The 18,342-nt window shown below is 63.2% G+C and carries 17 protein-coding genes and 1 pseudogene; all 18 read right to left on the bottom strand.

The genetic code is table 11. The features are described 5' to 3' along the window. Window positions 1–126: 126 nt before the first annotated feature. Window positions 127–459: pseudogene (locus tag WS62_RS11565) on the bottom strand (AMP-binding protein); the annotation flags it as partial. Between the two features lie 210 nt (window positions 460–669). Beyond that, complete coding sequence (locus tag WS62_RS11560; RefSeq protein WP_059473437.1) at window positions 670–1,095, bottom strand: F0F1 ATP synthase subunit epsilon; 426 nt, start codon at window positions 1,093–1,095, stop codon at window positions 670–672. Window positions 1,096–1,433: 338 nt separating this feature from the next. After that, window positions 1,434–2,828 (bottom strand): F0F1 ATP synthase subunit beta, encoded by a 1,395-nt coding sequence (gene atpD / locus WS62_RS11555; RefSeq protein WP_066570948.1) that lies wholly within the window; start codon window positions 2,826–2,828, stop codon window positions 1,434–1,436. A gap of 119 nt (window positions 2,829–2,947) precedes the next feature. Then, entirely contained in the window at window positions 2,948–3,823 is an 876-nt protein-coding gene (atpG, locus tag WS62_RS11550) for a F0F1 ATP synthase subunit gamma (RefSeq protein ID WP_059597922.1), read from the bottom strand. A gap of 71 nt (window positions 3,824–3,894) precedes the next feature. Further along, complete coding sequence (atpA, locus tag WS62_RS11545; protein WP_066488877.1) at window positions 3,895–5,436, bottom strand: F0F1 ATP synthase subunit alpha; 1,542 nt, start codon at window positions 5,434–5,436, stop codon at window positions 3,895–3,897. A 48-nt stretch (window positions 5,437–5,484) separates the two neighbouring features. Further along, window positions 5,485–6,024, bottom strand: a complete 540-nt coding sequence (locus WS62_RS11540; RefSeq protein WP_066570947.1) for a F0F1 ATP synthase subunit delta — start codon at window positions 6,022–6,024, stop codon at window positions 5,485–5,487. Between the two features lie 2 nt (window positions 6,025–6,026). Next, window positions 6,027–6,497 carry a F0F1 ATP synthase subunit B gene (locus WS62_RS11535; protein ID WP_025990053.1) on the bottom strand — a complete coding sequence of 157 codons (471 nt, stop codon included), beginning with the start codon at window positions 6,495–6,497 and terminating at the stop codon, window positions 6,027–6,029. A gap of 133 nt (window positions 6,498–6,630) precedes the next feature. After that, window positions 6,631–6,900: a F0F1 ATP synthase subunit C gene (gene atpE / locus WS62_RS11530; RefSeq protein WP_025990054.1), complete on the bottom strand. Its 270-nt coding sequence runs from the start codon at window positions 6,898–6,900 to the stop codon at window positions 6,631–6,633. Between the two features lie 75 nt (window positions 6,901–6,975). Further along, entirely contained in the window at window positions 6,976–7,827 is an 852-nt protein-coding gene (gene atpB / locus WS62_RS11525; protein WP_066488872.1) for a F0F1 ATP synthase subunit A, read from the bottom strand. Between the two features lie 115 nt (window positions 7,828–7,942). After that, window positions 7,943–8,470, bottom strand: coding sequence for an ATP synthase subunit I (locus WS62_RS11520; RefSeq protein ID WP_066570946.1), 528 nt, complete (start codon window positions 8,468–8,470; stop codon window positions 7,943–7,945). 270 nt (window positions 8,471–8,740) lie between these two features. Beyond that, window positions 8,741–9,874 (bottom strand): SLC13 family permease, encoded by a 1,134-nt coding sequence (locus WS62_RS11515; protein WP_066570945.1) that lies wholly within the window; start codon window positions 9,872–9,874, stop codon window positions 8,741–8,743. Window positions 9,875–9,881: 7 nt separating this feature from the next. Next, on the bottom strand, window positions 9,882–10,769 hold the full coding sequence (locus tag WS62_RS11510; RefSeq protein WP_066570944.1) for a ParB/RepB/Spo0J family partition protein: 888 nt from the start codon (window positions 10,767–10,769) through the stop codon (window positions 9,882–9,884). A gap of 35 nt (window positions 10,770–10,804) precedes the next feature. Then, window positions 10,805–11,575 carry a ParA family protein gene (locus WS62_RS11505; RefSeq protein ID WP_059473446.1) on the bottom strand — a complete coding sequence of 257 codons (771 nt, stop codon included), beginning with the start codon at window positions 11,573–11,575 and terminating at the stop codon, window positions 10,805–10,807. A 52-nt stretch (window positions 11,576–11,627) separates the two neighbouring features. Continuing rightward, the gene (rsmG, locus tag WS62_RS11500; RefSeq protein WP_082720888.1) at window positions 11,628–12,323 is read right to left on the bottom strand and encodes a 16S rRNA (guanine(527)-N(7))-methyltransferase RsmG; all 696 of its coding nucleotides are present in this window, start codon (window positions 12,321–12,323) and stop codon (window positions 11,628–11,630) included. Then, the gene (gene mnmG, locus WS62_RS11495) at window positions 12,320–14,293 is read right to left on the bottom strand and encodes a tRNA uridine-5-carboxymethylaminomethyl(34) synthesis enzyme MnmG (RefSeq protein ID WP_066570942.1); all 1,974 of its coding nucleotides are present in this window, start codon (window positions 14,291–14,293) and stop codon (window positions 12,320–12,322) included. The genes rsmG and mnmG overlap by 4 nt, the downstream gene beginning before the upstream one ends. 163 nt (window positions 14,294–14,456) lie before the next feature. Further along, complete coding sequence (locus WS62_RS11490; RefSeq protein WP_066570941.1) at window positions 14,457–15,212, bottom strand: ABC transporter ATP-binding protein; 756 nt, start codon at window positions 15,210–15,212, stop codon at window positions 14,457–14,459. After that, a complete protein-coding gene (locus WS62_RS11485) occupies window positions 15,212–16,996 on the bottom strand; it encodes a branched-chain amino acid ABC transporter ATP-binding protein/permease (RefSeq protein ID WP_066570940.1) in 1,785 nt (594 codons plus the stop codon). Before WS62_RS11485 ends, WS62_RS11490 begins: the two co-directional genes overlap by 1 nt. A 4-nt stretch (window positions 16,997–17,000) precedes the next feature. Beyond that, window positions 17,001–18,056: a branched-chain amino acid ABC transporter permease gene (locus WS62_RS11480; protein WP_066570939.1), complete on the bottom strand. Its 1,056-nt coding sequence runs from the start codon at window positions 18,054–18,056 to the stop codon at window positions 17,001–17,003. Window positions 18,057–18,342 lie beyond the last annotated feature (286 nt).

Below are 18,342 nucleotides of genomic sequence, written 5' to 3'. Positions count from 1 at the left end.
CCGACCCGCCGTTCTGAACGGTACCGCCGTCGCAACACGTCAAAGGGGCCCGAGGGCCCCTGCGTACTTGAGAAAATTACTCAGCATTGCGCCGCCGTTTAAGCGCGGTTTTACGCCGCCATCAACAACGAGCACCGCGCCGATGCGCGCGGTCGCGAATTGCGTGAGCAGCCATTCGGCGCGATTCGGCGCCCAGATGCCGACCCGATCGCCCCGTTCGATGCCGAGCCCGATCAGCGCGGCCGCGAGCACGTCGACTTCGTGCGCGAACGCCCGCCACGTCCAGCGGATGCCCTGCTCGCGGAACACGACCGCGGGCCGCTCGGGAAAGCGCGCGACCGTGTCGAGCAGAAACTGCCCGATCGTCGCTTCGCTCAATGGGACCTCGGTTGAGCCGCGCACATACGATAGCCCGTCCTGCGGCGCGATCAGCGCGCCGGCGCCTGAATCTGCTGCCATGAGAGTGTCTCCGCCAATAGAACGTTTCTGGAACGTTTGATCGTTTTGGACGTATTTCTGTAAATTATTCTGCCATCCGCTTACGACACGCTGACATCAAGTGTTACCCGCAAGGCACGGCGCGCATCCCAAACGAAAAAAGCAGCCCGAAGGCTGCCTTTTCGATGCAAAAGCGCGAATCGAACGCGCGCGACGACGCGCGCGAACGCTTCAGTGCTTGCCGCGGATCTTCGCGAGACGCTGGATCGCTTCGAGCTGCGCCATTGCGGTCGCGAGCTCCGACTGCGCCTTCGCGAGATCGAGGTCCGACTTCGCGTTCTGCAGCGTTTCCTCTGCGCGCTTTCTCGCTTCCTCGGCCTTCGCCGCGTCGAGATCCTTGCCGCGAATCGCGGTGTCGGCGAGCACCGTCACGGCGCCCGGCTGCACTTCGAGAATGCCGCCCGCGACGAACACGAACTCTTCGTCGCCGCTTTCGGCCTCGATGCGCACCGCACCCGGGCGAATCCGCGTGATGAGCGGCGTGTGGCCCGGCAGGATGCCCAGCTCACCTGCTTCGCCCGGCAGCGCGACGAACTTCGCCTGGCCCGAGAAGATCTGCTCTTCCGCGCTGACGACGTCTACTTTGATGGTTGCCATATCGACTCCTGTCGATCGGAGTTAGCGCTTCAGCGCTTACTCCGATCCCATGCCGTGGTCGGTCAGAGTTAGCGCTTTAGCGCTTACTCTGGCCCCGCGGCGGTCGATCGGAGTTAGCGCTTTAGCGCTTACTCCGATCCCATGCCGTGGTTGGCCAGAGTTAGCGCCTCAGCGCTTACTCCGACCCCGCGGCGGTCGATCGGAGTGAGCGCTTCGGCGCTCACTCCGATCCCATGCAAGGCACGGTTGAGCGTACTACGTGGGCGCCCGTCCGCGACATGCTGCCGAAACGGCAGTCATCGCGGACACACGAGCGCCCGCTGCGTTACACCCGACCTTTACTGGATCTTCTTGGCCTTCTCGAAGGCTTCGTCGATCGTGCCGACCATGTAGAACGCCTGTTCCGGCAAGTGGTCGCACTCGCCGTCGACGATCATCTTGAAGCCACGGATCGTTTCCTTGAGCGGCACGTACTTGCCCGGCGAACCCGTGAACACTTCGGCGACGTGGAACGGCTGCGACAGGAAACGCTGGATCTTACGCGCACGTGCGACCGACAGCTTGTCTTCCGGCGACAGTTCGTCCATGCCCAGAATCGCGATGATGTCGCGCAGTTCCTTGTAGCGCTGCAGCGTCTGCTGAACGCCGCGCGTGATCGAGTAGTGCTCTTCGCCGATCACGTTCGGGTCGATCTGGCGCGACGTCGAGTCGAGCGGGTCCACCGCGGGGTAGATACCGAGCGAAGCGATGTCACGCGACAGCACGACCGTTGCGTCCAGGTGGCCGAAGGTCGTGGCGGGCGACGGGTCGGTCAAGTCGTCCGCAGGGACGTACACGGCCTGAACCGACGTGATCGAGCCCGTCTTCGTCGACGTGATGCGCTCCTGCAGCTTGCCCATTTCTTCAGCCAGCGTCGGCTGATAGCCCACCGCCGACGGCATACGGCCGAGCAGTGCGGACACTTCGGTACCGGCCAGCGTGAAACGGTAGATGTTGTCGACGAAGAACAGCACGTCGAGGCCTTCGTCACGGAAGTGCTCGGCCATCGTGAGGCCCGTCAGCGCGACGCGCAGACGGTTGCCCGGCGGCTCGTTCATCTGGCCGTACACCAGCGCGACCTTGTCGAGAACGTTCGAGTCCTTCATTTCATGATAGAAGTCGTTCCCTTCGCGGGTACGCTCGCCCACACCGGCGAACACGGAGTAACCGCCGTGCTCCTTCGCGATGTTGTTGATCAGTTCCATCATGTTCACGGTCTTGCCGACGCCCGCACCGCCGAACAGACCGACCTTGCCGCCCTTCGCGAACGGACAGATCAGATCGATGACCTTGATGCCCGTTTCGAGCAGTTCGGTCGACGGCGACAGTTCGTCGAATGCCGGCGCCTTCTGGTGGATCGAACGCGTGTGCTCGCTTTCGATCGGGCCTGCCTCGTCGATCGGACGGCCGAGCACGTCCATGATGCGGCCGAGGGTCGGCTTGCCGACCGGCACCGAGATCGGCTTGTCCGTGTTCTTCACCACGAGGCCGCGGCGCAGGCCGTCGGATGCACCCAGACAGATGGTGCGGACCACGCCGTCGCCCAGTTGCTGCTGGACTTCGAGCGTCAGTTCCGAGCCGTCGAGAATGAGCGCGTCGTAAATCTTCGGCATGCTGTCGCGCGGGAATTCCACGTCGATAACGGCGCCGATGCACTGTACGATCTTGCCTTCTACCAAAGCAGTAGTACTCATCGCATTTCCTTTAAATACCTGATTCTTTACTCGCGCAAAGGCGCAGTTTCGAGTCGCCCGGATAGGGTCGCCCGGATAAGGGGCGCCCGAGCGAGGAGCGTCTCGGCTCGCGCGCCCGCTTAAACGGCGGCGGCGCCGCCGACGATCTCCGACAATTCCTTCGTGATCGCTGCCTGACGACTCTTGTTGTACGACAGTTGAAGCTCGCTGATCACCGTCTTCGCGTTATCCGAAGCGGCCTTCATCGCGACCATCCGCGCCGATTGCTCCGACGCCATGTTTTCCGCGACGGCCTGGTACACCAGCGCCTCGACGTAACGCACGAGCAGTTCGTCGACCACCGCCTGCGCATCCGGCTCGTAGATGTAATCCCACGACGTGGCGGGCATGCCGTCGCTGCTGTCGAAATGTTCGGTCGACAGCGGCAGCAGCTGCTCGATCACCGCTTCCTGCTTCATCGTGTTGATGAAGCGCGTGTACGCGAGATAAACGGCCGACAGCTTGCCTTCCGAATACAGATCGAGCTGCACCTTCACCGCGCCGATCAGCTTGTCGAGGTGCGGCGTGTCGCCGAGATGCACGACCTGCGAGATCACCTTCGCGCCGAAACGGTTCAGGAAGCCGAGGCCCTTGCTGCCGATCGCGGTGGCTTCGAGCTTCTGGCCCTTGTCGTCGAGCTCCTTGAACTTCTGAATCGACGCACGCAACACGTTCGTGTTCAGACCGCCGCACAGACCCTTGTCGGTCGTGACGAGGATGATGCCCGCGGTCTTCGCGCCATCGTTCGCCACCATGAACGGGTGGCGGTACTCCGGGGTCGAGCGGCTCATGTGCGCGGCGATGGCGCGGACCTTGTCGGCATACGGGCGAGCAGCGCGCATGCGTTCCTGAGCGCGGCGCATCTTCGATGCAGCCACCATCTCCATCGCCTTCGTGATCTTGCGCGTGTTCTGCACGCTCTTGATCTTGCCGCGAATTTCCTTCATTCCAGCCATTGCTTGCTCCTTGACCGAAGCGGGGCGAGCGCTTTACGCGACCCGCACCACTTCAAGGTGTCCCTCGCGGATCAATAGGCACCCGACTTCTTGAAGTCCTTCAGAGCGGCGTGCAGCGCGCTCTCGTCGTCCTTCGACAAGTCTTTCGTGTCTTCGATACGCTTGATGAGGTCAGCGTGGCTCGTCTTCAGATATTCGCGCAGGCCTTTTTCGAACGGCAGGACGTCCTTGACTTCGAGGTCGTCGAGATAGCCGTTGTTCGCCGCGAACAGCGACACAGCCAGCTCCCACACCTGCAGCGGCTGGTACTGCGGCTGCTTCAGCAGTTCCGTCACGCGGCGGCCGCGCTCGAGCTGCTTGCGGGTCGCTTCATCGAGATCCGACGCGAACTGCGCGAACGCCGCCAGTTCACGGTACTGCGCGAGGTCGGTACGGATACCACCGGAGAGCTTCTTCACGACCTTCGTCTGCGCGGCACCGCCCACGCGCGACACCGACACGCCCGCGTTGATTGCCGGACGGATACCCGCGTTGAACAGGTCGGTTTCCAGGAAGATCTGGCCGTCGGTGATCGAGATCACGTTCGTCGGAACGAACGCGGTCACGTCGCCCGCCTGCGTTTCGATGACGGGCAGCGCCGTCAGCGAGCCGCTCTTGCCCTTCACTTCGCCGTTCGTGAACTTCTCGACGTACTCTTCCGACACGCGAGCCGCACGCTCGAGCAGACGCGAGTGCAGATAAAACACGTCGCCCGGGTACGCTTCGCGGCCCGGCGGGCGGCGCAGCAGCAGCGAGATCTGGCGATACGCCCAAGCTTGCTTGGTCAAATCGTCATAGATGATGAGGGCGTCCTGACCGCGATCGCGGAAGTATTCGCCCATCGTGCAGCCGGCGTACGGCGCGAGGTATTGCATCGCGGCCGATTCCGAAGCCGAAGCGGCGACGACGATCGTGTATTCGAGCGCGCCGGTTTCTTCGAGCTTGCGCACCACGTTCATGATCGACGAAGCCTTCTGGCCGATCGCGACGTAGATACAGATGAGATCCTTGCCCTTCTGGTTGATGATCGCGTCGATCGCCACCGCGGTCTTGCCGCACTGACGGTCGCCGATGATCAGCTCGCGCTGGCCGCGGCCGATCGGCACCATCGAGTCGATCGACTTCAGGCCCGTCTGCACCGGCTGCGACACCGACTTACGCCAGATCACGCCCGGGGCGATCTTTTCGATTGCGTCCGTCAGCTTCGCGTTGACCGGGCCCTTGCCGTCGATCGGATTGCCGAGCGCATCGACCACGCGGCCGACGAGTTCCGGACCGACCGGGACTTCGAGAATGCGGCCCGTCGTCTTGACGATGTCGCCTTCGGAGATGTGTTCGTATTCGCCGAGAATCACCGCGCCGACCGAGTCGCGCTCAAGGTTCAGCGCAAGACCGAACGTGTTGCCCGGGAATTCGAGCATTTCGCCCTGCATCACGTCGGACAAACCGTGGATGCGCACGATACCGTCGGTCACGGAGATCACGGTGCCCTGGTTGCGAACGTCCGCGCTCGCTTCAAGGCCCTGGATCCGGCTCTTGATCAGCTCGCTGATCTCAGAGGGATTGAGTTGCATTATTCGCTCCTGATATTCAATTCTGTTGCGTGCCGGCCGCGTAGGCGCTCAGGCGGTCAGAGCCACCTGCATGCCGGCGAGCCGCGCGCGGACCGAGGTATCGAGCACTTCGTCGCCAACCGTCACGCGCACGCCGCCGATCAGCGACCCGTCGACTTCGATCGTCGGCTTCAGCTTGCGCTTGAACCTGCGCTCGAGGTTTTCGACGAGTTCGGCAAGCTGCGCGCCTTCCAGCGGGAACGCGCTGACGATCAGCGCATCCGCCGCGCCTTCGCGCGCATTCTTCAGCTCGTCGAACTGCGCGGAGATTTCCGGCAGCAGCGCGATACGATGATTTTCGACCAGCATCCCCACGAAGTTCTTCGCTTCCGCGCTGGTCGCGAGCGGCGCCTTCACCGCGGCGAGCAGCAGCTCGCTGACTTGCGCGCGGCTCACCTTGGGGCTCGACGCGACGGACAGCACTTCGGGCAGGTGCGCAACCTGTGCCAGCTCTTGCACGAGCGTGGACCAGGCGGCGATGTCACCACCCTCGGCCACGCGGAACAGCGCTTCTGCGTAAGGGCGGGCGATGGTTGCAAGTTCGGCCATGATCAGAGCTCGGCTTTCAGTTGATTCAGCAGTTCGGCGTGGGCCGTATGATCGACTTCGCGCTTCAGGATCTGCTCGGCGCCCTTCACGGCCAGCGAGGCGACTTCGCCACGCAGCGTTTCACGGGCCTTCACGATTTGCTGATCGGCATCCGCCTTCGCCTGAGCGATGATGCGTGCCGCTTCGGCCTGCGCGTTCGCCTTGATTTCTTCGGCGACCGCCTGCGCGCGCTTTTCAGCCTCGGCAATGCGCTGCTGGCCTTCGTTGCGAGCCTGCGCGAGTTCCTGGTCGACGCGCTTGTGCGCCGCTGCGAGTTCCGCCTGCCCCTTTTCCGCAGCCGAGAGGCCGTCGGCAATTTTCTTCGAGCGCTCGTCGAGGGCGTTGATCAACGGCGGCCACACGAACTTCATCGTGAACCACGCGAGGATCAGGAACACGACCATTTGCGCAAACAGGGTTGCGTTGAGATTCACGGTGTTTCCTTAATCTGCTATTCCGGAAAAATGAAACGACGAGGAGCGCACCGAAAAAAGCTTTCGAGTCGCGCTCACTTTCCGTTCCGCCCTGCGCCGGCAAGCCTGGCGCATTTGTATTTCCGAGGAACCCTTAGCCCGCGAGCTTCGACAGGAGCGGGTTCGCGAATGCAAACAGCATGGCCACACCCACGCCAATCAGGAACGCCGCATCGATCAGACCAGCCAGCAGGAACATCTTCGTTTGCAGCGGGTTGATCAGTTCCGGCTGACGTGCGCAAGCTTCGATGTACTTGCCGCCCATCAGGCCGATACCGATACAGGCGCCGATTGCACCCAGGCCGATGATGATACCGATACCGATAGCGGTCAGACCTTGGATGTTGGCGATGAAAGCTTGCATGATCACTCCTTTGAGAAAAGACTTGGAACTGGAATTAAAAAACTAAAAACAAACTTGCTTGATTGTCCGGCACGCTTAGTGCGACTCGTGCGCCTGACCGAGATACACCAGCGTCAGCATCATGAAAATGAACGCTTGCAGCAGAACAATCAGGATGTGGAAGATCGCCCAGATACTGCCTGCGAGGACATGACCGATGAAGCCGAGTACCGATGCGTCCGCGCCGAAGCCCCACATGCTGCCAAGGAGGGCGATCAGCAGGAACAGCAACTCACCCGCGTACATGTTGCCGAACAGCCGCATGCCGAGCGACACGGTCTTCGCGACATATTCGACGATGTTCAACGCAAGGTTCGGAATCCACAGCAGCGGATGCGCACCGAACGGGGCCGACAGGAGCTCGTGCGCGAAACCGCGCGGACCCTTGATCTTGAGGCTGTAGTAGATCATCAGCACGAACACGCCGAGCGCGATGCCGAGCGTGCCGTTCAAATCGGCCGTCGGCACGATGCGATGATGCGAAATGACTTGCGACAGGCCCAGCCAACCGATCACGCGGCCCGGCAGGTCGACGGGAAGGAAGTCGAGCGAGTTCATCAGCGCGACCCAGATGAACACGGTCAGCGCGAGCGGTGCAATAAAGGTACGATTGCCGTGAACGACCGCCTTCGACTGGTCTTCGACCATTTCGACGATCATTTCGATCATGCACTGGAAGCGCCCCGGCACGCCCGGCGTCGCCTTGCGCGCAGCCAGACGCAGGATGAGGATGGTGACGATGCCGCAGACGATCGACCAGAACAGCGTGTCGAGATTCCAGACGTGGATATCGAAGATCGACGTCTGATGCGCGGTGGAAAGGTTTTGCAAGTGGTGCGCAATGTACTCGGACGGATCCAGAGCACGCGTTCCTTCGCTAGCTGCCATAATCGTTGATGTCACCCAAATTGTCGAAAATCGGTATGTCCGCTTCGCCGCAATGGTTCATTGCGGGAACGGGCCAACGCGGGAACTGTCGAATCCACGCGCGGCACTTGATGCCTTATCGCCAGGCGAGCGCAATCCAGTACGTCTTCAACACCAGCAGATACGTGACGAGCAGCGGCACCCAATGCGCGTCGGGGTACCCCCACGCGACGGCAACGAACATTGCAATCGTCGCGCCCATCTTGAGTACTTCGCCGATCACCCAGCCCATCACGGTATCCGCGCCTTTTTGCCTCAGACGCGCCGCGAACAACGCACTCGGTACCCAGCCAATCGCTCCGCCCAAAAATGCCGATTGAGCAGCGGCGCCCGGCGACTTGGAAAACAGCCACCACGCCAGTGTTGCAACCAGGGACAAGACCATTTGCGCCATCACTACCCGATAAGGCGTGACGCGCGATGGCCGGCTCACTTCAGGACCGAACAGCGCTTCCGCCTCGGCCCGCGTGAGCGGAGCGACATCAACTTCCTGCTGTTCGGCATCCCAGTCGTCCGCGGCGGATTCGCGCCGCCCGACGGCTCCCGAAACGGTGCGTTGCGCTCGCCGATCTTCGTGCCTTTTATCCGGCGCTCGATCCGCCATCGCAGTTATTTCCGCTCAATCCCTGTTCGGCCCTAAAGCTTTCCGAAAGCTTTCAGGGGTGCCTAACTAACAAATCCGGGCGATTGTAAGCGATAGTTGCAGGTGATTCAAGGCTTTAGAGGCGACAAAAATCCGTATGAAACGGCGCTTCATGATGCGAAAAGTTCGTGAATTTCTGGCGTCCGGCGGCAGTTGTAAGGTGAGTTTTTTTGATCGCTTGCGCGCCGTGAAACATGCCCTCCCCCGCCCCGATCCGGCGCATTCGGCTGCTCAAAAATGATGCAGCACGAGCGCGCCGAGCACGACGCTCGCGACGCCGAACGGAATGCTCACGAGATGGAACGGCAGCCACATCCCGCGCGCCCGCGACAGCCGGATCGCGATCAGGTTGGCGAGCGAGCCGGTCGCGACGCCAAAGCCGCCGACGCTCACGCCGAACGCGAGCGCGCGCCAGTCGCGCGTGAACTCCGACAGCAGGATCGCAGCGGGCACGTTGCTGATACCTTGCGACAGCAGCGCGCCCGCCGCATACGTGCGCAGCGGCGTGTCGAGGCCGATGCCGGCTATCGTCCGATGGACCGCCGGCAGCGCCGCCGCACTGCGCAGCACGATGAACATCAGCACGAAGATCAGCAGCAGCAGCCAGTCGATCTTCAACACCGCGTCGCGCCTCACGATCAGAAAGAGCGCCGCGACCGCGAGCAAGCCGACGAGCGCATGGTGCGCGTCCGCGAGCAGCACGAAGCCTGCGAACATCGCGACGGTCACGAACGCATGCGCGCGATCGACCGGCCGTTCGGTGCGGTCCTTCGACAAGTCGAGCGGACGGCCTTCGAATGCGCATGCGGTCATGGCGAGCAACAGCACCATCAGCACGAGCGCGAGCGGGCCGAGCGCGATCACGAACCGGCCGAACGAGACGCCGCTCAATTGCCACAGAAACAGGTTTTGCGGATTGCCGAGCGGCGTCGCGATCGCCCCCGCGTTCACCGCCAGCGCGATATAGATCACGAGGCGCTTGAACGGCAGCGGCGTCAGCTCGCGCAGCGACAACACGAGCGGAATCACGACGAAGAGCGCGACATCGTTCGTCAGCCACACCGACAACGCTGCGGCGAACATGACGAGCAACGCGGCAAGCGCACGCTCCGAACGCACGCGATGAACGATCCGATGCGCGAGCCACATCAGGAAGCCCGACAGCTCGAGCGCCTTCGTCAGCATCAACAGACCGGCGAGCGTCGCGACTGTCTGCCAGTCGACGAGCCGCGCAAGCGCGGTCGCCGATTGCGGATGCGCGAACTGCAGCGCGATCAGCGCCGCGATGAGAATGGACAGGACGGGCTCGTGCCGAATGAACGCGATGATGCGCGCCGGCGCACGGCCTCCGACCAAATTCGACACGCCTGCGTTACGCAGTGACGTTGCCGCGCAATCGCGCGAGGATGCCTTCGAGCGCGTCGAGGTCGCCGAAATCGATCGTCAGCTGGCCGCGCCCGCGGCGACCGACCTTGATCTTCACGTTCGACGCGAGCAGATCCGACAGCTCTTCTTCGAGGCGCCGCGTGTCGCGGCCGCCGTCGTCCTTCGCACGGGCCTTCACCGTCGGTTCGGCCTTCGTCGTGTGCGTGACCAGCTTTTCCGTCTCACGCACCGACATCCGCTTGTTGACGACCTGATGCGCGAGCGTGATCTGCGTCGCGGCATCCACCGCGAGCAGCGCGCGCGCGTGGCCCATGTCGAGATCGCCCGCGAGCAGCATCGTCTGCACCGGCATCGCAAGGTTCAGAAGGCGCAGCAGATTCGACACCGCGCTGCGCGAGCGGCCGACCGATTCCGCCGCCTGCTCGTGCGTGAAATTGAATTCGTCGAGCAGACGCTGGATGCCGTGCGCCTCTTCGAGCGGATTCAGATCCTCGCGCTGAATGTTCTCGATCAGCGCCATCGCGGCGGCGGCCTGGTCGGACACGTCCTTCACGAGAACCGGCACTTCTTCGAGGCCCGCGAGGCGCGCCGCGCGGAAACGCCGTTCGCCCGCGATGATCTCGTATTTGTCAGATGAAATCGAGCGCACGAGGATCGGCTGCATCACGCCCTGCGCGCGAATGCTCGCGGCAAGCTCCTGCAGGCTGCCCTCGTCCATTCGGGTACGCGGCTGATACTTGCCGGCCTGCAGTTTACCGAGCGCGAGCACGTTCGGTGCGCCGTCGATCTTCACCGCTTCGGTGATGTCGGCACTGCCGCCGAGCAGCGCTTCCAGGCCACGTCCCAAACCCTTTTTCTTCGCTACCGCATTCATGTTCTGTTCCCTCGATTCTCGTCTGGAAGGCCGACTCAAAGCGCGCGCACCCGCTCGATCATTTCCGCACCGAACTGAATGTAGGCTTGCGCGCCACGCGAGCCGCGATCGAACACCACGCCGGGAAGTCCGTAGCTAGGCGCCTCGGCGAGCCGCACATTGCGCGGAATCACTGCGTCGAACACCTTGTCGCCGAAGTGCGCCTTCAGTTGATCGGAAACCTGCTGCTGCAGCGTGATCCTCGGATCGAACATCACGCGCAGCAAGCCGATCACCTTCAGGTCGCGATTCAGGTTCGCATGCACTTGCTTGATCGTGTTGACGAGGTCGGACAGCCCTTCGAGCGCGAAGTATTCGCACTGCATCGGGATCACGACGCCGTGCGCCGCGCACAGACCGTTCAGCGTCAGCAGCGACAGCGCGGGCGGGCAATCGATCAGCACGAAGTCATAGTCGTCCGCGACCATCGCGAGCGCGGCCTTCAACTGGCGCTCGCGGTTCTCCACGCTCACCAGCTCGATTTCCGCGCCAGCGAGCTCGCGGTTCGCCGGCAGCACGTCGTACTTCACCGCTTCGGGACGCACGCGCGCGTCGGCAACCGTGACACCGTCGACGAGCACTTCGTAGACAGTCGACTCGCATTCGGCCTTGTCGATGCCGCTGCCCATCGTGGCATTGCCCTGCGGGTCCAGATCGATCAGCAGCACGCGTTGCCCCTGCGCCGCGAGGCTCGCGGCGAGATTGACCGTCGTCGTCGTCTTGCCGACGCCGCCCTTCTGGTTCGCCACGCAGAAGATCTTTGCCATCGTTGGTGTGTTCCTTCTCGTCAAATGGTCCGGGCGCCTCGCGGCGCGCCGGTTAAATTGCTTCGTCGAGCTCGACTTCGATCAGATGCCGCTCCGCGTCGAGCGACGGAACCGTCAGACGAACCGTTTGCTTGACGCGCGCGCCGGCTGGCAAGCGGCCGATTTCATCGTCGGGACGCACGCCCTTCATCGCCCAGATCGAACCGCCCGGCGCAACAAGGTGCCGGGCAAGTGTAACGAAGTCCGCCAGATCCGCGAATGCCCGCGACACGATCACGTCGAATTTCCCCGGGACGTCGACGCCGGGACGCAGCGTTTCGACACGCCCCGTCACGATCGACAGATTGCCGAGCTTCAGCTCGGCCTTCGCCTGGGTCTGGAATGCGGATTTCTTGTGGACGATGTCGTTCAGCGTCACCTGCCATTCAGGCAGCGTAATCGCGAGCACGATGCCCGGCAAACCACCGCCGGAACCGACGTCCAGCGCGGTCGCGGCCGCTTCGCGCGCGCCGAGATGCGGAACGATCGACAACGAATCGAGGATGTGTTGAACCAGCATCTGTCGCGGATCGCGAATCGCGGTGAGGTTGTAGACCGCGTTCCATTTCGCGAGCAGCGCGACGTAATCGAGCAGCGCGCCGTGCTGCGCATCGCTCAATGCAACGCCCAACGCTTCCGCACCTTCCGACAGCAATGCTCCCAGCGTTTCCCGGCTGGCAATCGGGGCTTGACGACGTTGCGCCGTCATTGCTGCGCCGCGGCGTTGTTGGCCTCTGCGTCGGCATTCGAGGCGCCGTCGGCGCCCTTCCGCCGGCCGAGCCCGCGCTTCTTTAGATGAACCATCAGCAGCGAGATTGCAGCGGGCGTCACGCCCGAGATCCGTGACGCCTGCCCGATCGTTTCCGGACGGAACTGATTCAGCTTCTGACTCACTTCGAACGACAGACCGCGCACATCCGTGTAGTCGATACCATCGGGCAATCGCGTATTTTCGTTCGCACCGTTCCGCTCGATCTCGCCGGCCTGGCGCTCGATATAGCCCTGATACTTGATGCCGATCTCGATCTGCTCCTTGATCTGTGCGAGCAGGATCTCGTCGTCGGCCAGCGGTTCGGTCGGGCCGCACTCGCCGCCGCGCAGCGCGCACACGCCTTCATAGCTGACGCCGGGCCGGCGCAACAGCTCCGCGAGACTATATTCGTGATCGATCGGCTTGCCGAGCAACGCGCTCGCCTCTTCGGCAGATAGCGTCTTCGGCGTCACCCATGTCGTGCGCAGCCGTTCGGTTTCACGTGAAACAGCGTCGCGCTTCCGATTGAACGCGTCCCAGCGGGCGTCGTCGACGACGCCCAGTTCGCGCCCGATTTCGGTCAGACGCATGTCCGCGTTGTCTTCGCGCAGGCTCAGTCGATATTCGGCGCGGCTCGTGAACATTCGATACGGCTCGGACACACCGCGCGTGACCAGATCGTCGACGAGTACGCCGAGATATGCCTGGTCGCGCCGCGGGCACCACGCCTCTTTCTCCTGTGCGTAGCGGCCTGCGTTGATGCCAGCCAGCAAACCTTGCGCCGCCGCCTCTTCGTAGCCGGTCGTGCCGTTGATCTGACCCGCAAAAAACAGGCCATTGATCGCTTTGGTTTCCAACGACGACTTCAACGCGCGCGGATCGAAATAGTCGTACTCGATCGCATAGCCGGGGCGAAGGATGTGTGCCTGCTCGAGGCCGCGCATCGAGTGCACGAGCTCGAGTTGCACATCGAACGGCAAGCTGGTCGAAATGCCGTTCGGATAGAACTCGTTGGTCGTCAGCCCTTCCGGCTCGAGAAAGATCTGGTGCGAATCCTTCGACGCAAAGCGGTGAATCTTGTCCTCGATCGACGGGCAGTAACGGGGCCCGACGCCCTCGATGACGCCTGTATACATCGGAGAACGATCCAGGCCGCTGCGAATGATGTCGTGCGTGCGCTCATTCGTGTGCGTGACCCAGCACGGCAGCTGTTGCGGGTGCTGCTCGGCCCGCCCGAGGAACGAGAACACCGGGATCGGATCGAGATCACCCGGCTGTTCTTCGAGCATCGAGAAGTCGATCGTCCGGCCGTCGATACGCGGCGGCGTACCGGTCTTCAGCCGCCCTTGCGGCAGCTTCAGCTCCTTCAGGCGCGACGATAAGGACACCGCAGCCGGATCGCCAGCACGGCCGCCTGTATAGTTGTTGAGCCCGACGTGGATCTTGCCGTCCAGGAACGTGCCGGCCGTCAGCACGACTGCACGCGCCCGGAATCGAACGCCGACCTGCGTGACCGCACCGACTACCCGATCCCCTTCGATCATCAGATCGTCGACCGCCTGCTGAAACAGCCACAGATTCGACTGATTCTCCAGACGATGGCGAATCGCCTGCTTGTACAGCACGCGATCGGCCTGCGCACGCGTCGCGCGGACGGCTGGTCCCTTCGACGAATTCAGAATACGGAACTGGATACCGCCTTCATCTGTGGCGGCCGCCATCGCACCGCCGAGCGCATCGACTTCCTTGACCAGATGTCCCTTGCCGATGCCGCCGATCGACGGGTTACAGCTCATCTGCCCGAGGGTTTCGATGTTGTGCGTCAGCAGAAGCGTCTTCGCGCCCATGCGAGCGGAAGCCAAAGCGGCCTCGGTGCCGGCGTGACCGCCGCCGACGACGATGACGTCAAATTCAGTGGGATAAAGCATTGCGGACTTCGCGCAGGACGACGCACGAACCTATCAGAGAAATGTATGGGCCGAATTATAGCGGGTTAGCTTTTGACCCGAATCTCGTTCGAACGGCCGACCAACAAAAAAACGGCGTGTTTCACGTGAAACACGCCGTCGGTCAGAGCACGCGAAGCGGCCGCTAAACCGCTTTCTTCGCGAGCCCGAGATACGTTTCGATCACCTGAGGATTCCGTGCAAGTTCGCCCGCCGGGCCGTCGAGGGCGATCTCGCCGGTCTCGAGCACATAACCGTAATCGGAAATCTGCAGCGCCGCGCGCGCGTTCTGCTCGATCAGCAGCGTCGCCACGCCGGTTCCACGCAGCGCGCTGACGATATGGAAAATCTCCTTCACGATCAACGGCGCAAGCCCAAGGCTCGGCTCGTCGAGCATCAACAGATCCGGCTTGCCCATCAGCGCGCGCCCGACAGCGAGCATCTGCCGCTCGCCGCCCGACAGCGTCCCGGCCGCCTGCTTGCGCCGCTCCTTCAGCCTCGGAAACAGCGTAAAAACCGGCTCGAGCTCGTCGAGAAAATTCGCGTCGCCAGCCAACTTCCGCCGGTATGCACCCAGCACGAGGTTATCTTCGACCGACATCGTACCGAACAGCTCCCGCTTTTCCGGCACGAGGCACATGCCGCGTGACACGCGCTGCTCGACCGGCAACGCGCTCACGTCGTCGCCGCGATAGCGGATCGTACCGGCCGCGTGGCCGTGCGTCGGCAATGCGCCCATCACCGCGTTGAGCAGCGTCGACTTGCCCGCACCATTCGGGCCAATCACTGTGACGATCTGCCCCGCTTCGACCTTCAGCGCCGCGCGATGCAGCGCCTCGACCTTGCCGTAACGCACCGACAAATCCCGCACCTCGAGAACCGGCGTCGTCGACTGATCCATCACTCCACCCCGCCGAGGTAAGCCTCCAGCACCGCCGGATCCTTCTGTACATCCTGCGGCAAGCCTTCGGCAATCCGTATGCCGAACTCCATCACGACCAGCCAATCGGTCAGGTTCATCACGAAATCCATGTCGTGTTCGACGAGCAGCACGCTCATTCCCTCCGCCTTCAATTTGCGCAGCAGCTCGGCCAACTGCCGTTTCTCCTGATAACGCAGGCCCGCTGCGGGCTCGTCGAGCAGCAATAGCGTCGGATCGCTGCACAGCGCGCGGGCGATCTCGATAGTCCGCTGCTGGCCGAGCGCGAGGCTGCCGGCCTCGTCATACATGTGCGCTTCAAGCCCGACGCGCCGAATCTGCTTCGCCGCTTCGGCCATCAGCCGCGCCTCCTCGTTCGCATTCAGTCTGACGATGCTGCGCCAGATGCCAGCCGTGCCGCGCAAGTGCGCACCGATCGCGACGTTCTCCAGCACCGTCATTCCAGGCAGCAGTTTTACGTGCTGGAATGTGCGGCCAATACCCCTCCTCACGATTTCACGTGAAACAAGTTCGTCGATCCGCTCGCCGCGGAACGTGATCTCTCCGCTCGTCGGCCGTAGCACGCCCGTCACGAGGTTGAACGTCGTCGACTTGCCTGCTCCGTTCGGGCCGATCAAGCCGATGATCTGCCCCGCCAGCACGTTGAAGCTCACGTCGTTCACCGCGACGAGCCCGCCGAACTGCTTGCGCACATTTTCAACGACGAGCAGCGCTTCGCCGGCCTGCGGCCGCGCGCGCTGCGACAGCGGCTCCGCACGCTCTGGCGCCCGTGCGGCCGGCTCGCGCGGAAAGAGCCGCGCAACGAATGGCCAAACGCCGTGCCGCGCGTACTGCAGCAGCAGCACCATCAGCACGCCGAACACGATGATCTCGAAGTTGCCTTCGGCGCCGAGCAGCTTCGGCAGCAGCGTCTGCAGGTAGTCCTGCAACACGGTGACGATCACCGCGCCGAGCACCGCGCCCCACACGTGCGCGACGCCACCGACCACTGCCATGAACAGGAACTCGATTCCGTGATTCAGCCCGAACGGCGTCGGATTCACCGCGCGCTGCAGATGCGCATACAGAAAGCCCGAGATCGACGCGAGCACCGCCGCATAAACGAAGATCGCGACGCGCATCCATCCGGTGTTCACACCCATCGCCTCAGCCATTACGCCGCCGCCGCGCAGCGCGCGGATCGCGCGCCCGGGTCGGCTATTAAGCAGATTCTGAACAGAGACGATCGCCGCGAGCACGACGATCCAGATCACGTAATAGAGGCTGCGGCCCGTATCGAGCGTTTGACCGAACGCGGTGAGCGCGGGGATGCCGTTGATCCCGTCGTACTTACCGAGCCAATCGAGATTGCCGAACAGGAAAAACAGCGCGAGCCCCCATGCGATCGTCCCGAGCGGCAGGAAATGACCGGACAGACGCATCGTGACAGCGCCCAGCACGAGCGCAACGAGCGCCGTCAGCGCGATGCCCGCGATCAGTCCGAGCCACGGCGACGCGCCGTACGTCGTCGTCAGATACGCGGTCGCGTACGCGCCGATACCGACGAACGCCGCCTGTCCGAAGCTCGTCATCCCGCCGATCCCGGTCAGCATCACGAGCCCGATCGCGACGATCGCATAGAGCCCGATGTAGTTCAGCAGCGTGATCCAGTACTCGGGCACGCGCACCGCGTCGGGCAGTGCCGGCAGCGCGAACAGCACGACGAGAAACAACCAGAATGCCTTGTTGCGCAAGATCGCCTTCATCGCGTCACGCCTCCTCGTCTTCCGTTTGCGGCGCCGCAAGGCTGCGCCACAGCAGCACCGGCACGATCAACGTGAAAACGATCACTTCCTTGTATGCGCTCGCCCAGAACGACGAATACGATTCGAGGACGCCGACGAGCAGCGAGCCCGCTGCCGCAAGCGGATAGCTGACAAGCCCGCCGATGATCGCGCCGACGAAGCCCTTCAGGCCGATCAGGAAGCCCGAGTCGTAGTAGATCGTCGTCAGCGGCCCGACGAGCACGCCAGACAGCGCGCCGAGCCCCGCCGCAAGCGTGAACGCGAGCCGCCCGGCCTCGGTCGTGCCTATACCGACGAGCCGCGCGCCGAGACGGTTCACCGACGTCGCGCGCAGCGCCTTGCCGGACAGCGTGCGCTCGAAATACAGATAGAGCGCGGCAATCAGCACGAGCGCGGTACCGACCACCCAGACGCTCTGCATCGAGACCGACAGGCTGCCGAGCCCGAACGATGCGTCGGAGAACGCAGTAGTGCGCGAGCCTTCCGCGCCGAACATCACGAGCCCGAGTCCGACCAACGCGAAATGCACGGCGACTGACACGATCAGCAGCAGCAGCGTCGTGCCTTCGGCGATCGGCTGATACACGAGCCGATAGATGAACGGTCCGAGCGGCACGACGATCGCGAGCGTGAGCGCGATCTGCGCGGTCATCGGCAGCGGTTGCGCGGCGACGCTTCTCGTCACCGCGTAGATCGCGAGTGGCAGCAGCACGTAGCGGCTCGCGAGCGTCGTCAGCGTGCGGGCAACCTGGTGACGGCGCGCGCGATATCGGATCAGCCCGCCTACTTCGAGCATGAAGCACGCGATGCCCGCGATGAACAGCAGCCAGCAGGTCGCCGGAAACTTCTGCGCTTGCAGCGCCGCAAGCGTCAGCGCGCCGTAGGTGACGAATTCGCCCTGTGGGATGAAGATCACGCGCGTGACGGAGAAAACGAGCACGAGCGCGAGTGACAGCAGCGCGTAGATCGCGCCCGTCGTCATGCCGTCCTGCGCGAGAATCGCCGCGATAGAGAAATCCATGTGGTCTCTTCGGTTGAGAATGCGTCGACGGAAAAAACGGAAATCCGGCCTGCGCGACGGGCGCTGTTGCGAAGCGGCGCGACTCGCCGCCGTGCAGGACGACTTCCGTCATCCGGCAAACGGACGGGACGCGCCGCTCGCCCATACCGGAGCGACGTGAAACCAATGCAGCAGGACAGCAGGACGCGATACGCCAAGCGAAGCTCACGAGCACCCGCGTCGCCGCGCGTGCTGCCCTACGTCTCGCAGCACGCACGACGCGCCGCGCCGCGCCGCGCTACCGCTG

It is taken from the genome of Burkholderia sp. ABCPW 14 (genome assembly GCF_001523835.1).
GTDB lineage: Bacteria > Pseudomonadota > Gammaproteobacteria > Burkholderiales > Burkholderiaceae > Burkholderia > Burkholderia mayonis.
Note: the sequence above shows the minus strand (reverse complement) of the source record. Positions and strands in the feature narration are given on the sequence as shown.

Excerpts from the sequence above, each read along its gene's own strand:
- WS62_RS11560 (WP_059473437.1), bottom strand. The coding sequence starts at position 1,095 with ATGGCAACCATCAAAGTAGACGTCGTCAGCGCGGAAGAGCAGATCTTC.
- atpD (WP_066570948.1), bottom strand. The coding sequence starts at position 2,828 with ATGAGTACTACTGCTTTGGTAGAAGGCAAGATCGTACAGTGCATCGGC.
- atpG (WP_059597922.1), bottom strand. The coding sequence starts at position 3,823 with ATGGCTGGAATGAAGGAAATTCGCGGCAAGATCAAGAGCGTGCAGAAC.
- atpA (WP_066488877.1), bottom strand. The coding sequence starts at position 5,436 with ATGCAACTCAATCCCTCTGAGATCAGCGAGCTGATCAAGAGCCGGATC.
- WS62_RS11540 (WP_066570947.1), bottom strand. The coding sequence starts at position 6,024 with ATGGCCGAACTTGCAACCATCGCCCGCCCTTACGCAGAAGCGCTGTTC.
- atpE (WP_025990054.1), bottom strand. The coding sequence starts at position 6,900 with ATGCAAGCTTTCATCGCCAACATCCAAGGTCTGACCGCTATCGGTATC.
- atpB (WP_066488872.1), bottom strand. The coding sequence starts at position 7,827 with ATGGCAGCTAGCGAAGGAACGCGTGCTCTGGATCCGTCCGAGTACATT.
- WS62_RS11520 (WP_066570946.1), bottom strand. The coding sequence starts at position 8,470 with ATGGCGGATCGAGCGCCGGATAAAAGGCACGAAGATCGGCGAGCGCAA.
- WS62_RS11510 (WP_066570944.1), bottom strand. The coding sequence starts at position 10,769 with ATGAATGCGGTAGCGAAGAAAAAGGGTTTGGGACGTGGCCTGGAAGCG.
- WS62_RS11505 (WP_059473446.1), bottom strand. The coding sequence starts at position 11,575 with ATGGCAAAGATCTTCTGCGTGGCGAACCAGAAGGGCGGCGTCGGCAAG.
- rsmG (WP_082720888.1), bottom strand. The coding sequence starts at position 12,323 with ATGACGGCGCAACGTCGTCAAGCCCCGATTGCCAGCCGGGAAACGCTG.
- mnmG (WP_066570942.1), bottom strand. The coding sequence starts at position 14,293 with ATGCTTTATCCCACTGAATTTGACGTCATCGTCGTCGGCGGCGGTCAC.
- WS62_RS11490 (WP_066570941.1), bottom strand. The coding sequence starts at position 15,212 with ATGGATCAGTCGACGACGCCGGTTCTCGAGGTGCGGGATTTGTCGGTG.
- WS62_RS11485 (WP_066570940.1), bottom strand. The coding sequence starts at position 16,996 with ATGAAGGCGATCTTGCGCAACAAGGCATTCTGGTTGTTTCTCGTCGTG.
- WS62_RS11480 (WP_066570939.1), bottom strand. The coding sequence starts at position 18,056 with ATGGATTTCTCTATCGCGGCGATTCTCGCGCAGGACGGCATGACGACG.